Here is a 15,217-nt window from a genome sequence, read left to right on the forward strand (position 1 = left end):
TTGAGCCGTAGGACGGCGGCGGCGAACGCACGGGCGCCACCACCGACATGCTGCCGATGGGCTCCCGCACGTCCAGTGCGCGACCATAATTCGCGCTGCCATCCGATCAGGCCCATCCCACCGCATTGACCTCCGCCGCCCGCCACGCCCTGCCCCCGCCGATCGACGAACGGCTGCAGCTGCTCGTGGATGCCGTCGTCGATTACGGCATCTTCGTGCTCGACCCGCAGGGCCGCATCGTCACCTGGAACAGCGGCGCGGAAAAGCTCAAGGGCTGGCGGCGCGAGGAGATCCTGGGCCAGCACTTCTCGATCTTCTATCCGCCCGAAGCCGTGGCCACCGGCTGGCCGCAGGAGGAACTGCGCCGCGCCGCCCGCGACGGCCGCTTCGAGGACGAAGGCTGGCGCCTTCGCAAGGACGGGAGCCGCTTCTGGGCCAATGTGGTGATCACGGCGCTGCGCGACCCGCGCACGGGCGAGCTGTCCGGCTACGCCAAGGTCACGCGCGACCTGACCGAGCGGCGCGCGCACGAGGAGGCGCTGCGCGCGAGCGAGGAGCGCTTCCGCCTGCTGGTGGACAGCGTGCGCGACCATGCGATCTTCGCGCTCGACCGCGGCGGCCTGGTGCAGAGCTGGAACCGCGCCGCCGAATCGATCCTCGGCTACCCGGCCGACGAGATCATGGGCCGGCACGTGAACGTGTTCTTCTCCACCGCCGATCGGCAGGCGGGCAAGCCGCAGGCGACGCTGGATGCGGCACTGGCGCACGGCCGCCTCGAGGAGGACGGCTGGCGGCTGCGCCAGGACGGCAGCCGGTTCTGGGCCAAGGTCGTGACCACGGCCGTGTACGGCCGCACCGGCGAGGCGGCGGGGTTCGGCGTGGTGATCCAGGACCTGTCGCAGCAGCGCCGGCTGGAGGACCTGGAGCGGTCGACCCGGCGCATGAACGAATTCATCGCCATGCTGGCCCACGAGCTGCGCAACCCGCTCGCGCCGATCCGCAACGCGGTGACGCTCATGCAGCTGAACAAGGAGCTGCCACCGCCGCTGGTGCGCATGCGCGACATCATCGACCGGCAGCTGACCCAGCTCACCCGGCTGGTCGACGACCTGCTGGACGTCTCGCGGCTGACCACGGGCAAGATCACGCTGCGGCCGGCGCGCGTGTCCATCGCCGAGGTCGTGCGGCGCAGCGTCGAGACCGTGCGGCCGCTGATCGAGTCGCGCCGCCACCAGCTCACAGTGGACATGCCCGCCGACGCCGAGCTGATGGTGGATGCGGATGTCACACGCCTGTCGCAGGTGCTGCAGAACCTGCTGGTCAACGCCGCCAAGTACACCGACGAGGGCGGCACGATCCGCGTGCGCGCGCGCCGGCTCGACGGCGAGGCGCAGGTCGAGGTGGAGGACAACGGGCGCGGCATCGACGCGGACGACCTCGACCGCATCTTCGAACTGTTCACCCAGGGCGAGGCCGGCGGCCTGACCCCGGTGCACGACGGCGGCCTGGGGGTCGGCCTGGCGCTGTCGCGCGCGCTCGTGCGACTGCACGGCGGCCGGCTGGCCGCGCGCAGCCCGGGACCGGGGCGCGGCTCGACGTTCTCGTTCCGCATCCCGCTCGCGCCGCCGGGCTGACGGCAGCCCGCGTCGCCTGGCGATGCGGTGGCTTGGGTCATGCCCAACTGATCAACGTTGGTTTATCATCGGGCATCATGCAACCCCGGGACGTCGCGCAGGTCCGCCTGGACAACGCGCTCGCGCTCTTCGAGGAGTTTGTCCGGGCCACGGTCAAGCACCCCGACGCCGCCACACTGCGTGGACTGGAAAGGCGTTTCGCCGAACGCCTGCAGATCCACCCCAGCTACTGGAGCCAGATCAAGAGCCGGTCACGGCAGATCGGCGAGCGCCTCGCGCGCCAGTTCGAGCAGCTGAGCCACAAGCCCAACGGCTGGATGGACGTGCCGCACGATGCGTCGGGCGCCCCGGCCCCCGCTTCCCCGGCCCCGCCCCACCTGGCGGCCGCCCCCGCCGAGGAAGCCCCGCTGCCGCAGGACGACGACGAGCGCTTCATCGTCGGCCTGGTCCTGACCTATTACCGCCGCCATCCGCAGCGTGCCCGCACCCGCCTCCTGGAGCTGCTGGGCGAAGTGCTGGTGCCGGCCCCGGCCCCCGCCGGCCCCCGGCCGGCCGCCAAGGGCTCGGCGCCGTCCCCGGCGGACGACGGCATGTCGCTGTGGCAGCGCTCGCAGTCGGGCGTGGCCCCGCTCAAGCGCAAGCGCTGACACGCACCGGTGTGGCAGGCACGACACAGCCGGTGTGCCGGTCGTGCCAATGCCCCTTGCGCCGTTGATCACAACTCCTTTATCATTTGATCAAGTCGGCGATCGCGCAGTTCCGCCGATGACGCCCAGCCCCTCAACCACCACGTCCCGCATGTCCAACGTCGCCGTCGCCTTCGCGCTGATTGCCTGCCGCCTTCCTGGCGGCATGGGCCGCGCGTTTGGCGCAGGCAATGCAGTCCGTGCACCGCGTGGCCAACGTCCCCGGGTCCTCGCGCCCCCCTGCTGATTTCCGCGGCAGGCAGCGCAAACGGCCCGGTGGCAATGCCCCCGGGCCGTTTTGTTTTCCGGCAGTGAACCCGCCGCCCGCACGAAGGCGGCCTCCAAGGAGAAGAACGATGAGCAAGAGCTTGACCTGGGCCGCCGGCGAAGCGGCCCGCCCCCTGAGCGCCACGCTGCTGCACCGGGCGTCGGCCGGCCTGCGGGCCGCGAGCGACGCGCTGGCCGGCGCGGCCACCCGGCTGGCGGCGGCGCATGCCGCGGCGGCGGCGGCGCCGGCGATCGAGTCGGTGGAATTCCACGAGCTGCACCGCGATGCGGGCGCGCCCGAAGGTGCGCTCTACATCAATGGGCGGCTGGTGGCGGTGATCCCGGGCGTGACGCGCCTGTGATGCGCCTGTGAGGCGACGACGCGGCTACCTGGCGGCAGGGGCCGCGTCGGGCCGGGGCACGCGCGAAGGCAGGCCCCGGATCATGCCGCCGATGCCGCCGCCTCCTTGCGGGACGGCGGCGCCGGGACCCGGCGCCGGGCGGCGGTAGTGCGAATGCGGCCGCGAGACGTGCGGCGGCGGCGGCCCGTAGTACAGGGGCGGCCGCACGAACACCGGCGGCGACGGCGCGTAGTAGTAGGGCGGGTAAGCCGCCGGCGGGTAGTACATCGGCGCGGGCGCCACGACCATCGGCGCGCCGCCATAGACGACCGGCCCCGGGTACACCGGCTCGGCGGGCACGATGGCGCACCCCGTGGCGGTGGCCAGCACGGCGAGCGGGGCGATCCAGCGAAGCGGGCGCAGCAAGGTCATGGCAGTGTGACCCGGACTCTGCCACGGGGTTCCCCCCGCCGCGATGTCCGCCGCGCAAAGAAGCTCTCCGGGTGTGAGGCGGCGGCTCATCGGTGCGCAGCCGCGTGCCGGACCGATCCCTCTTGCAGGCGACCGGCCCGCTGGCGCGCCGCGAGTCGCAGCCCTCACGGGCAGCACAGGGCCACGAGCTGGCGGATGTCCTTCAGCCCCGCCAGGTCGCGGCAGGTGCCGGCAATGGCCGTCACGCGTTCGGCGCCCAGCACCGGATCCACCAGCGCGGCGAACTTGGCATCGAGCTGCCGGTCGGTCAGCGGCCGCTGCAGCGAGCCGATCGCGTGGTCCACCCGCACGTGCACGCGGCGGCCGTCGGTGAGCACCGCGGTGACGTCGGCGGCCTCCTCGGCGATGCTGTCGTCCACGGTCGCCTGCACCTTGCGGCGCAGCGCCACGACGTCCGGCCGGTTGACCACCTCGTCGGCGAACTCCGGCTCGCCGGCGCGGCCGATCAGCAGCCCGATGGCGCAGCCGTGGTAGACGCTGAACTTGCCCTGCAGGCCGTCCCGGGGCTCCTTCTTGCCCGTGAGCTCGAGCACCAGCGAGTGCACGCGCAGCTCGATGCGCTCGACCTGCTCGGCGCCGATGCCCTGCTCGCGCAGCTGCACGCAGGCGTCGATGCTCGGATGGATGACGATGCCGCAGGCGAACGGCTTGTAGGTGTTGAACGAGATCTCGAAGCGCTGGCCGAGTTCGTCGGTCACCTCGTTCCAGGCCCGCTTGTCCGACACCACCTGCACGAAGCCGCGCGGCGCCTCCAGCGCGCGCGGGCTGGCGGTGAAGCCGTGCATGGCCAGCAGCGCGGACGTGAGGCCGGCGCGCGCCGCGCCGCCCGGGTGGAACGGCTTGGTCATGGTGCCGAACTGCTCGCGCAGCCCCACCGGCTGCGACGCCGCGATGCCCAGCGCCATCGCCGTGCGCGGCGCGTCCAGCCCGAGCAGGCGCGCGCAGCCGGCCGCCGCGCCCAGCATGCCGGTGGAGCCCGTGATGTGCCAGCCGCGGTCGTAGTGGTCGGGGTACATCACGTTGCCGATGCGGCAGGCGACGTCGATGCCCAGCACCAGCGCGTCGAGCACGTCGCGGCCGCTGGCGCCGCGCGTCTCGGCCAGCGCCAGCACCGCCGAGGCGACCGGGCCCGCGGGGTGGATGATGGTCTTCAGGTGGGTGTCGTCGAAGTCGAACGTGTGCGAGGTGATGCCGTTGACCAGCGCCGCGCTGGCCATGTCCACCCGCTCGCTGCGGCCCAGCACGGCCGCCTGCGGGGCGGGCTGCAGCATCGCGATGCCGCCGAGCGCCGCATCGGCGGCTTCATGGCCCGAGGCGCCGATCGCGCAGCCCAGCCAGTTGTAGAAGGTGCGGTGCGCCTCGTGCTCCACCGAGTCGCTCCAGCCGCGGCCGGGGTGGCCGGCCACGAAGCGGGCGAGGATGTCGGTGATGGGAGGCGCCTGGGTGTCGGCGGCGACGTGGGTGTTGCGAGCCACGGTGGTCCTTGTTGCGAAAGCGATTGGGAAAAGAAAGGCGGCGAGCGGCGGCGCTACTCGTCGAGGTGGATGTTGCGGGCCTTGGCCACGCGGCTCCAGCGGGCGATCTCGGCGCGGATGTACTCGCCGAATTCGGCCGCCGTCATGGGCCAAGGCTCGATCGCCTCGCCCGCGAGCTTGTCGCGGAAGTCCGGTGCGTCCAGCACCGTCACCAGCGTCTCGTTCAGCCGCTTCGTGACGTCGGCCGGCATGCCGGCCGGGCCCACGCAGCCGTACCACTGCATGGCGTCGAAGCCCTTGAGCCCCGACTCCTCGAGCGTGGGCACGTCCTTGATCTGGCGGTTGCGCGTGCGGCCGGTCACGGCCAGCGGCCGCAGCCGGCCGGAGCGGATGTGCGGCAGCGCCGCCGCGAGGCCGGGGAACATCGCCTGCGTCTGGCCGGCGATGACGTCGGTGATGGCCGGCGCGATGCCGCGGTACGGGATGTGCAGCATGAAGGTGCCGGTCTCGAGCTTGAACAGCTCCATCGTCAGGTGCGTGAGCGAGCCCTGCCCGGCCGAGCCGTAGTTCACCCGGCCCGGATTGCGCTTCACATAGTCGATGAACTCGGCCACGGTGCGCACGGGCAGGCTGGTGTTGACGGCCAGCACGTTAGGCGTGGCGCCGATCATGCCCACCGGCGTGAAGTCCTTCACCGCGTCGTACGGCACCTTGCGCGTGGCCGGGCTGGTGCCGTGCGTGGCGACGTAGCCCTGCATCAGCGTGTAGCCGTCGGCGGGCGAGCGCAGGGTGCTCTGGCACGCCACCACGCCGCCGCCGCCGCCCTGGTTGTCGACGACGAACGGCTGCCCCAGCAGCTTGCCCCAACGCTCCGTCACCACGCGCCCGACCATGTCGCTACCGCCGCCGGCGGCGACCGGCACGATGTAGCGGATCGGCTTGTTGGGAAAGGCGCCCTGGCCGAGCGCGATCGTCGGAAGCAGCAGCGCGCCCGAAGCGCGCAGCAAGTGCCTGCGGTGCATGCCTGTCTCCTGTGTGTCGTGGCCGGCCGGGGCCGGCACACGGACTTTACAGGCAGCGCACCGCAGGGTCAGGCGGGCTGCGGCCCGGCCGGGTGCAGCGTCGGCGCGTGTCGCCGCGCCCACGGCCGCGGCGGCGCGACCGTCGCGAGCTCGAGCACCGAGTCCTCCAGCGCCGACACCAGCACGCGCCGCCCGGCCTGGGTGCGCAGGCACTGGCCGGGGTCGAGCACGTGGTCGCGCAGGTCGTTGTCCTGCGTCACCCACAGCTGGCCGCCGCCGCAGGCGACCACCATCGGGGCATGCTGCGGGACTTCGAGGAGGCTGCCGCGCAGCATGGCGAACCGTCCGGGCCGATCGAGCTTCATGGGGCACCTCACATGCGGTATGCGAATGAATATACTGACGCCGCCCTCCTCCGACGAATGGTGAATGCGCATGGCTCGCATGCAGCAGGCGAATGCGAAACCGCCCCGTGGCCGGGAAGCCGGACTGCCCCGCTCGCGCCAGCTGCGGCTGGACCTGCTGCGCACCTTCGAGGCGGCCGCGCGGCACCTGAGCTTCACCGCCGCCGGAGCGGAACTGGCGCTGTCGCAGCCGGCGGTCAGCCGGCAGGTCCAGCAGCTGGAGACCTCGCTGGGCACGCCGCTGTTCGAGCGCCGGCACCGCTCGCTCGTGCTCACCGAGGCCGGGCAGGTGATGCACCGGGCGGTCGACGACAGCCTGGAGCGCCTGCGCGATGCGGCCGCGCGCGTGCGCAGCCAGGCCGCCGCGCGCCAGGTCGCCATCACGTGCACGCCGGGCTTCGCCTCGTTCTGGCTGATCCCGCGGCTGCCGCGCTTCACCGCCGCGCATCCGCACGTGGACGTGCGCATCTCGGCCACGCTGTCCCTGGTCGACCTGGACCGCGGCAATGTCGACCTCGCGGTGCGCTTCGTGCCGCTGGCCGACGGCGGCGGCCCGCGCCTGTTCGAGGAGGCGGTGCAACCGATATGCGCGCCGTCGCTGCTGCGCGACCGCTCGCGCCCGCTCGCCTCGCCGGCCGACCTGGCCCGGCACACGCTGCTCACCGTCGACATGCACGGCTCGACCTCCGCCGTCGACTGGGAGCCGTGGCTGCGCCTCATGGGGCTGGACGACGTGCGCATGGCGCACACGATGCGGTTCACGCAGTACGCCGAAGCGGTGGCCGCGGCCGTCGCCGGCCAGGGCATCGTGATCGGGCGGCTGCCGCTGCTGGCCGACCTGGTGCGCTCGCGCAAGCTGGTGGCGCCCTTTCGCAGCCCCGCGGATTCGCAGCGCGGCTACTTCCTCACCCTCGCGCCGCAGGCGCAGCGCAACCCGGACGCACTCGCATTCATGCACTGGCTGCAGGCCGAGGCGCAGCAGGCGACCGGCCCGGTCGCGGCCCCGCCCCGCAGGCCGTGACCGGCGACGCGGCAGGCGCCCTGCCCCGCCGCTGCAGCGAAATCAATCCCCCCAAACCCGCTGGGCCGCGCGCGGGCTGCTTCCTATACTCGACCGATGGCATCCATCCAGCTGGTCGACATCACCAAGCGCTGGGGTGAAACGACAGCCCTGGAACACATCTCCCTCGACATCGCCTCCGGCAGCTTCTGCGTGCTGCTCGGTCCCTCGGGCTGCGGCAAGTCCACGACGCTGCGCATCATCGCGGGCCTGGAGACCGCCTCCAGCGGCCAGGTGCTGATCGGCGGCCAGGATGTCACGGCGCTGCCACCATCGCGCCGCAACATCGCGATGGTGTTCCAGAACTACGCGCTGTTCCCGCATCTCACGGTGGCCGACAACATCACCTTCGGCCTGTCGGTGCGCAAGCTCGCGAAGGCCGAGACGGCCCGCCGCCTGCAGGAGACCGCCGAGCTGCTGGGCCTGACGGCCCTGCTGGCGCGCAAGCCGTCGCAACTCTCCGGCGGCCAGCAGCAGCGCGTGGCGCTCGCGCGCGCGCTGGTGGCCCAGGCCAAGGTCTGCCTCATGGACGAGCCGCTGTCCAACCTGGATGCGCAGCTGCGCCAGGAGATGCGCACCGAGCTGCGCCAGCTGCAGCAGCGGCTGGGCCTCACGGTGGTTTACGTCACGCACGACCAGGCCGAGGCGATGAGCATGGCCGACCAGGTGGTGCTGCTGCATCGCGGCCGCATCGAGCAGTGCGCCACGCCGCGCACGTTGTACGCGCAGCCTGCCACCACCTTCGCGGCCCGCTTCATCGGCACCCCGGCGATGAACCTGCTCAAGGTCGAGGGCGACCGCATCGCCGGCAGCGACGTGCCGGCGGGGCGCGAGTCGCACTGGCTGGGCGTGCGCCCCGAGGCGGTCACGCTGGGCGGCCGCATCCCGGCCACGGTGCGCAGCACCGAGTACCTGGGCGCCGACCTGATCGCGCACTGCGCCGTGGGCACCGAGACGCTGACGGTGCGCACCGACGGCCAGGCCGACCTGGCCGCCGGCGGCCAGGTCGCGCTCGACTGGGCACCCGCCAGCGCCCACCACTTCGACGCCCAGGGCCAACGCCTGGCCTGATTCCCTTCACGACCCCCCACGAAGAACGAGGAGACGAGCACATGCAACGCAAGACATTCAACCGATTCCTGCTGGCCGCCGGCGCCGCGGCCGCCCTGGCCTGCGGCAGCGCCCAGGCCCAGACCACCGAGTTCTCGTTCTTCTACCCCGTGGCGGTGGGCGGCCCGATCGCCAAGGCCATCGACGGCTTCGCCGCCGACTTCATGAAGGCCAACCCCGGCATCAAGGTCACCCCGATCTATGCGGGCACCTACCAGGAGACCATCGTCAAGGCGCTCACGGCGCACAAGGCGGGCACCCCGCCGGTCACCTCGGTGCTACTGTCCACCGACATGTTCACGCTCATCGACGAGGACGCGATCGTGCCGATCGACAACTTCGTCAAGACCGCCGACGACAAGGCCTGGCTCAACGGCTTCTACCCGGCCTTCATGATGAACAGCCGCACCGGCGGGAAGACGTGGGGCGTGCCGTTCCAGCGCTCCACCGTGGTCATGTACTACAACAAGGAGCTGTTCAAGGAAGCCGGCCTGGACCCGAACCACCCGCCGGCCAACTGGGCCGAGCTCAAGGCAGCAGCCGCCAAGCTCACGAAGAAGGACGCCAGCGGCAAGGTCACCCAGTGGGGCGTGCAGATCCCCTCCAGCGGCTTTCCCTACTGGCTGTTCCAGACCCTGACCACGCCCAACGACGCGATCCTCGCCAACGAGGCCGGCACGCAGGTGAAGTTCGACGATCCCAAGGTCATCGAGGCGCTGCAGTACTGGGTCGACCTGGGCAAGGCCGGCGTGCACCCGCCCGGCGTGGTGGAGTGGGGCACGACGCCCAAGGACTTCTTCGAGAAGAAGGTGGCCATGATGTACACCACTACCGGCAACCTGACCAACGTGAAGGCGAACGCCAAGTTCGACTTCGGCGTGGCGATGATCCCCGGCAACAAGCGCAAGGGCTCGCCCACCGGCGGCGGCAACTTCTACATCTTCAAGAAGGCTGCGCCGGCGCAGCAGGAAGCCGCCTTCAAGTTCATCAAGTGGATCACCCAGCCCGAGCGGGCCGCGGTGTGGAGCATGGACACGGGCTACGTGGCCGTCTCGCCGGCCGCCTATGACACCCCAACGCTGAAGAAGTACGGCCAGGACTTCCCGGCCGCCCTGGTGGCGCGCGACCAGCTGCCGCAGTCGGTGGCCGAGTTCTCCACGCACGACAACCAGCGCGTGACCAAGGCGCTCAACGACGGCCTGCAGGCGGCCCTGACCGGCACCAAGACGCCGGCCCAGGCGATGCAGGACGCGCAACGCGAAGCCGACCGCATCCTGCGCGCGTACAAGTGACGGGCGGGCGGGGCGAGGGCACCGCCGCCGGCGGCAACCAGGCGGCCATCCACGCCTGGCTGCTGCTGTTGCCGGCGCTGGTGCTGCTGGTGGCGTTCACCCACTGGCCGGCGGTCGCGACCTTCATCGACAGCTTCCACTCCACGCCCAAGGGCAGCCGCCCGGCGGTGTGGGTAGGCCTGGAGAACTACCAGGCGATGGTGGACGACCCGGTGTTCTGGAAGGCGGTGCGCAACAACCTGTGGTTCGCCGGCGCCACCATCCCGCTGTCCATCGGCCTGGCGCTGGTGATGGCGCTGTGGGTCAACGAGCGCATCGCCGGCCGCGCCTTCCTGCGCATGGCGTACTTCACGCCGACGGTGCTGCCGATGATCGCGGTGGCCAACATCTGGCTGTTCTTCTACACGCCGCAGTACGGCCTGCTGGAGCAGGTGACGGGCGCGCTGGGCCTGCCCTCGCACAACTGGCTGGGCGACCAGTCCACCGCGCTGGCCTGCATCACGGTGGTGGCGGTGTGGAAGGAAGCCGGCTTCTTCATGATCTTCTACCTGGCCGCGCTGCAGACGCTCAACCCGAGCCTGCGCGAGGCCGCGGCGATCGAGGGCGCCTCGCGCTGGTATTTCTTCCGCCGCGTGCAGTGGCCGCTGCTCATGCCCACCACGCTGTTCGTGCTGGTCAACGCGGTGATCAACGGCTTCCGGATGGTGGACCACGTGTTCGTCCTCACCCGCGGCGGCCCCGACAACGCCTCGACGCTGCTGCTCTACCACCTCTACGAGGTCGGCTTCAAGTTCTGGGACACCGCCTACGCGGCCGCCATCACGGTGCTGCTGCTGGCGGTGCTGGCGTCGGTGTCGCTGTTCCAGTTCTTCGTGCTCGACCGCCGGGTCCACTACAAATGAGCGCGCAACGACTGGCCTTCAACGAGCCGACCTGGCTCGACACCGCGGCCGCGTGGCTCCTGGCGCTGCTGTGGATCCTGCCGCTGGCGTACGCCGTCTGGACGGCGTTCCACCCGGCCGAGTACGCGACCCGCTTCGCCGTCGCGGCCCCGCTGACGCTGGACAACTTCCGCCGCGCCTGGGAAGCGGCGCCGTTCGCCCGCTACTTCCTCAACACCTCGCTGCTGGTGCTGATGATCCTGGCGGTGCAGATGGTGCTGGGCACGCTGGCCGCCTATGCGTTCGCGCGCTTCGAGTTCCGCGGGCGCGGCGTGGCCTTCGCCCTGGTGCTGGTGCAGCTGATGATCATGCCGGACATCCTGCTGGTGGAGAACTACCGCACCATGTCGCACCTGGGCCTGGTAGACACGCTGCTGGCGATCGGCCTGCCCTACTTCGCCTCGGCGTTCGCCATCTTCCTGCTGCGCCAGACGTTCCTGGGCATCCCGAAGGAGCTGGACGAGGCGGCCCGGGTCGAGGGCGCCGGCCCGATGCAGACGCTGTGGCGCGTCTATGTCCCGCTGGCCAAACCGGTGTACACGGCGTTCGCGCTGGTCTCGGTGAGCTACCACTGGAACAATTTCCTGTGGCCGCTGATCATCACCAACAGCGTCAACGCGCGCCCGCTCACGGTCGGCCTGCAGGTGTTCTCCTCGGTCGACCAGGGCGTGGACTGGTCCGTGATCACCGCCGCCACCCTGATGACGGCGGCCCCGCTGCTGGTGGCCTTCCTGCTCTTCCAGCGCCAGTTCGTCCAGAGCTTCATGCGCGCCGGCATCAAGTAACCCATGAAACTCGTCACCTGGAACACGCAATGGTGCTGCGGGCTGGACGGCGTCGTCAGCCCGCGGCGCATCGTCGAGGGCGCGCGCGCGCTCGCGGACTTCGACGTCCTGTGCCTGCAGGAGATCGCGGTCAACTACCCCCGGCTGGCGGGCGACGCCGGCCATGACCAGCCCGCCCTGCTGGCGCAGCTGCTGCCGGGCTTCCAGCTCTTCTTCGGGGCGGCCGTCGACGAATGGAGCCCCGACGGCCAGCGGCAGCGGTTCGGCAACCTGATCGCCACCCGGCTGCCCGTGGCCCAGGTCCAGCACCATCCCCTGCCCTACCCGGCCGATGGCGGCCTGCGCAGCATGCCGCGCATGTGCACCGTGGTGACGGTGCGCGACCCGCAGCTCGGCCCGGTGCGCGTGATGACCACGCACCTGGAGTTCTATTCCAAGCCGCAGCGCATGGCGCAGGCGATCGCCCTGCGCGAGCTGCACGCCCAGGCCAGCGGCCAGGCGGCCGCGCCGCCCGAGCCCAGCGACGACGGCTCGCCGTTCCAGACCAAGGCGCACACCGACCGGGCCATCCTCTGCGGCGACTTCAACCTCGAAGCCACCGAGCCGGAGTACGCGGCCATCACGCAGCCGACGGCGCACGGCCGGTTGTGGGACAGCTGGCGGCTGCTGCACGGCGCCGCGCCGCACCAGCCGACCTTCCGCCTGTACGACCGCACGTACGGCCCCGAGCCGGTCGCGTGCGACTTCGTGTTCGTGAGCGACGCGCTCCAGGGCCAGGTGCGCCGGCTGGAGATCGACAGCGCCACGCGCGTGTCCGACCACCAGCCGGTGTTCGTCGAGATCGGCTGAGGCGCCGCCGCTTCCCCGGGCGCCGCGACCCGTCAGCCCCGCTTGGCCACCAGCGTCAGGATGTCGTAGCTGGCGACCAGCTCGCCGTCCTGGTTGGTGACCTCCACGTCCCAGGCGACGACGCCCTGGCCGACGCCCTTGGCATCCTTCCTGTTGCGGTCGATCTTGCGCTTGGCCGTCAGGCGGGCCCGGATGGTGTCGCCGATGCCCACCGGCTTGACGAAGCGCAGCGTGTCCAGGCCGTAGTTCGCCAGCACCGGCCCGGGCGCGGGCGAGACGAACAGGCCGGCCGCCGCCGACAGCACGAGGTAGCCGTGCGCGATGCGCTTGCCGAACGGGCTCTCGCGCGCCGCGATCTCGTCGAAGTGCATGTAGAAGTAGTCGCCGGAGATGCCGCCGAAGGCCACGATGTCGGCCTCCGTCACCGTGCGGCGGTGCGTCAGCAGCGAGTCGCCGATCTGCAGGTCCTCGAAGTGGCGCCGGAACGGGTGCAGCTCGCTCTCGCGCACGCGGGCGCCGCGCACGTGCTCGCCGGTGACGGCCGCCAGCATCGTGGGCGAGCCCTGCACGGCCGCCCGCTGCAGGTAGTGCTTGACCGCGCGCAAGCCGCCCAGCTCCTCGCCGCCGCCCGCGCGGCCGGGTCCGCCGTGCTTGAGCAGGGGCAGCGGCGAGCCGTGCCCGGTCGACTCGGCCGCGGCTTCGCGGTCGAGCACCAGCAACCGGCCATGCGTGGCCGCCGCGGCGGGAATGAAGCGCGCCGCCGTCACCGGGTCCTTGGTCACCAGCGTACCCACCAGGCTGCCCTTGCCCTTGGCGGCCAGCACCAGCGCCTCGTCCAGGTCCTCGTAGGCCATCAGCGTGCTCACCGGCCCGAAGGCCTCGATGTCGTGCACCGCATCGTCGCCCAGCGGGTCCCGCGCCAGCAGCAGCGTCGGCGCGAAGAACGCGCCCTCGGCCACACCGTCGCCGCGCGGCGCGAAGCCGTCCCGCTCGCCGTGCACCAGCTCGGCTTTCTGCAGCAGCGCCTGCACCCGTTCGGCGACGTCGCGCTGCTGGTCCAGCGAGGCGAGCGCGCCCATGCGCACGTCCTCGAGCGCGGGATCGCCCACCACGACCTTGGCCAGCCGCGCCTTCAGGCGCCTGGCCACCTCGTCGACGTGGCGGCGCGGCACGATGGCGCGGCGGATGGCCGTGCACTTCTGCCCCGCCTTGACGGTCATCTCGCGCGCCACCTCCTTGACGAACAGGTCGAACTCCTCGTCGTCGGGCGTCACGTCGGGCGCCAGCACCGCCATGTTGAGCGAGTCGGCCTCGGCGTTGAACGGGATCGAATGGCGCACCAGGTTGGGATGCACGCGCAGCTTCGCGGCCGTGTCGGCCGAGCCGGTGAAGGTGACGACGTCGGCGCCGTCCAGCCGGTCCAGCAGGTCGCCGGTGCCGCCGATCACCAGCTGCAGGCTGCCCTCGGGCAGCAGGCCGGACTCGACCATCAGGCGGACCGCCGCCTCGGTGAGGTAGCTGGTCGAGGTGGCCGGCTTGCCGATGCAGGGCACCCCCGCCAGGAAGCTGGGGGCGAACTTCTCCAGCAACCCCCAGATCGGGAAATTGAAGGCGTTGATGTGCACGGCGAGGCCGCCGCGCGGCACCAGGATGTGCGTGCCGGCAAAGGAGCCCTTCTTGCCCAGCGGGATCGCCGGGCCTTCGTGCAGCACGTTGCCCGAGGGCAGCTCGTTGCTGCCCACGCCGGCGTACGAGAACAGCGTGCCGCTGCCGCCCTCGATGTCGATCCAGCCGTCGGTGCGCGTGGCGCCGGTGTGGGCCGAGATCGCGTACAGCTGCTCCTTGCGCTCGGCGAGGTATTTCGCCAGCGCCTTGAGCCGCTCGGCGCGCTGCTGGAAGTCGAGCTTGAGCAGGTTGGGCACGCCGACCCGGCGGGCGTGCTGCACCGCTTCGGCGAAGTCGGGCCGGTCGCCGTGCGTGCTGGCCACCGGGCGGCCGTTGACGGCGCTGCGCAGCAGCTGGCCGGCCTCGCGGCCGACCCAGCGGCCGGCGATGTAGCTTTGCAGGATGGGAGTGGTCATGTCGTCGTCTCCTTGTCTTGTGCCCCCTCCCCCTCCGGGGGAGGGTTGGGTTGGGGGCGCGCGGCGGTCCGGCGCATCCCGGAGCGCCCCCCTCCCGACCTCCCCCCGGCGGGGGGAGGCGCCGAACCCGTTTCGCCGGCGGGGGAAGGGGATTGGCGCACCGCGCCCAGGCCGCCCAGGAACAGGTCGGCCACGATCGGCGCCATCGCATCGTGGTCCAGGGCGCCGCCGGGTTGCATCCAGGTGAACATCCAGTTGACCATGCCGAACAGCAGCATGGTCAGCGGCTTGGCCAGCGCCACCTCCTTCAGGTCGGGGCGCAACGCGCCCACGACGTCGGCGAAGGCGGCGACAACCTCGCGCTCGCGGTCCAGCACCCGGCGGCGGTCGGCCGGCTCGAGGAAGCGGACCTCGCTGGTGAGCACCCAGTGCGCGTCCTGCGCGTCGGCGTATTCCTCCACCAGCCGGCGGATCAGCGCGCGCAGGCGGGCCTGCGGCTGCGGCGCCTCGGCGGCGGCCTCGCGCGCGATGCGCTGCAGCCGCTCGACGTGCGAGTCGGCGATGGAGAACAGCAGCGCGTACTTGTCGCGGTAGTAGTGGTACAGCGTCGCCTTGGACAACCCGCAGGCTTCGGCCACCTCGTTCATCGAGGTCGCCGAGTAGCCGCGCACCGCGAACAGGTGCGCGGCGCGCGCGAGGATCAGCTCGCGCTGGTCGTCATAGCCTGCGTGGCGGCCGCGGCCCATCTCAGCCGCCGCACGGCCGTCCGAAGGCGGCT

The 15,217-nt window shown here is 71.6% G+C and carries 14 protein-coding genes and 1 pseudogene; 9 read left to right on the top strand and 6 right to left on the bottom strand.

Annotated features, from left to right (window positions below; translation table 11 throughout):
* Positions 1 to 125: 125 nt before the first annotated feature.
* The 3 genes from AC3ANR_RS15355 to AC3ANR_RS15365 all read left to right on the top strand — a co-directional run bounded on the left by AC3ANR_RS15355 (position 126) and on the right by AC3ANR_RS15365 (position 2,949).
* On the top strand, positions 126 to 1,634 hold the full coding sequence (locus AC3ANR_RS15355; RefSeq protein ID WP_488288975.1) for a sensor histidine kinase: 1,509 nt from the start codon (positions 126 to 128) through the stop codon (positions 1,632 to 1,634).
* Between the two features lie 77 nt (positions 1,635 to 1,711).
* Positions 1,712 to 2,281, top strand: coding sequence for a hypothetical protein (locus AC3ANR_RS15360; protein WP_488288976.1), 570 nt, complete (start codon positions 1,712 to 1,714; stop codon positions 2,279 to 2,281).
* A gap of 395 nt (positions 2,282 to 2,676) precedes the next feature.
* Complete coding sequence (locus AC3ANR_RS15365) at positions 2,677 to 2,949, top strand: hypothetical protein (protein ID WP_488288977.1); 273 nt, start codon at positions 2,677 to 2,679, stop codon at positions 2,947 to 2,949.
* Between the two features lie 24 nt (positions 2,950 to 2,973).
* Here AC3ANR_RS15365 and AC3ANR_RS15370 read toward each other — a convergent pair whose 3' ends face one another.
* The 4 genes from AC3ANR_RS15370 to AC3ANR_RS15385 form a co-directional block, all read right to left on the bottom strand.
* Positions 2,974 to 3,360 carry a hypothetical protein gene (locus AC3ANR_RS15370; protein WP_488288978.1) on the bottom strand — a complete coding sequence of 129 codons (387 nt, stop codon included), beginning with the start codon at positions 3,358 to 3,360 and terminating at the stop codon, positions 2,974 to 2,976.
* A 164-nt stretch (positions 3,361 to 3,524) separates the two neighbouring features.
* A complete protein-coding gene (locus AC3ANR_RS15375) occupies positions 3,525 to 4,895 on the bottom strand; it encodes an MmgE/PrpD family protein (protein ID WP_488288979.1) in 1,371 nt (456 codons plus the stop codon).
* Between the two features lie 53 nt (positions 4,896 to 4,948).
* Positions 4,949 to 5,917 carry a Bug family tripartite tricarboxylate transporter substrate binding protein gene (locus tag AC3ANR_RS15380; protein ID WP_488288980.1) on the bottom strand — a complete coding sequence of 323 codons (969 nt, stop codon included), beginning with the start codon at positions 5,915 to 5,917 and terminating at the stop codon, positions 4,949 to 4,951.
* 68 nt (positions 5,918 to 5,985) lie between these two features.
* Positions 5,986 to 6,282 (bottom strand): DUF2917 domain-containing protein, encoded by a 297-nt coding sequence (locus AC3ANR_RS15385; protein ID WP_488288981.1) that lies wholly within the window; start codon positions 6,280 to 6,282, stop codon positions 5,986 to 5,988.
* A gap of 70 nt (positions 6,283 to 6,352) precedes the next feature.
* Between AC3ANR_RS15385 and AC3ANR_RS15390 the strand changes: the two genes are divergently transcribed.
* From AC3ANR_RS15390 to AC3ANR_RS15415, 6 genes are all read left to right on the top strand, one after another.
* Positions 6,353 to 7,342 (top strand): LysR substrate-binding domain-containing protein, encoded by a 990-nt coding sequence (locus AC3ANR_RS15390; RefSeq protein WP_488288982.1) that lies wholly within the window; start codon positions 6,353 to 6,355, stop codon positions 7,340 to 7,342.
* Between the two features lie 96 nt (positions 7,343 to 7,438).
* On the top strand, positions 7,439 to 8,452 hold the full coding sequence (locus AC3ANR_RS15395) for an ABC transporter ATP-binding protein (protein WP_488288983.1): 1,014 nt from the start codon (positions 7,439 to 7,441) through the stop codon (positions 8,450 to 8,452).
* 41 nt (positions 8,453 to 8,493) lie between these two features.
* Positions 8,494 to 9,783 carry an ABC transporter substrate-binding protein gene (locus tag AC3ANR_RS15400; protein ID WP_488288984.1) on the top strand — a complete coding sequence of 430 codons (1,290 nt, stop codon included), beginning with the start codon at positions 8,494 to 8,496 and terminating at the stop codon, positions 9,781 to 9,783.
* Positions 9,780 to 10,685 (top strand): carbohydrate ABC transporter permease, encoded by a 906-nt coding sequence (locus AC3ANR_RS15405; RefSeq protein WP_488288985.1) that lies wholly within the window; start codon positions 9,780 to 9,782, stop codon positions 10,683 to 10,685. The genes AC3ANR_RS15400 and AC3ANR_RS15405 overlap by 4 nt, the downstream gene beginning before the upstream one ends.
* Positions 10,682 to 11,509 carry a carbohydrate ABC transporter permease gene (locus tag AC3ANR_RS15410; protein WP_488288986.1) on the top strand — a complete coding sequence of 276 codons (828 nt, stop codon included), beginning with the start codon at positions 10,682 to 10,684 and terminating at the stop codon, positions 11,507 to 11,509. Before AC3ANR_RS15405 ends, AC3ANR_RS15410 begins: the two co-directional genes overlap by 4 nt.
* A gap of 3 nt (positions 11,510 to 11,512) precedes the next feature.
* Entirely contained in the window at positions 11,513 to 12,358 is an 846-nt protein-coding gene (locus AC3ANR_RS15415) for an endonuclease/exonuclease/phosphatase family protein (RefSeq protein ID WP_488288987.1), read from the top strand.
* A gap of 32 nt (positions 12,359 to 12,390) precedes the next feature.
* Here the strand turns inward: AC3ANR_RS15415 and paaZ are convergent, their stop codons facing one another.
* Both paaZ and AC3ANR_RS15425 read right to left on the bottom strand, forming a co-directional pair.
* Positions 12,391 to 14,439 (bottom strand): phenylacetic acid degradation bifunctional protein PaaZ, encoded by a 2,049-nt coding sequence (gene paaZ, locus AC3ANR_RS15420; RefSeq protein WP_488288988.1) that lies wholly within the window; start codon positions 14,437 to 14,439, stop codon positions 12,391 to 12,393.
* A 128-nt stretch (positions 14,440 to 14,567) separates the two neighbouring features.
* Positions 14,568 to 15,185, bottom strand: a pseudogene (locus tag AC3ANR_RS15425) (TetR/AcrR family transcriptional regulator); the annotation flags it as partial.
* Between the last annotated feature and the right edge of the window lie 32 nt (positions 15,186 to 15,217).

This window comes from Ramlibacter sp. JJN2-2R (assembly GCF_057747835.1).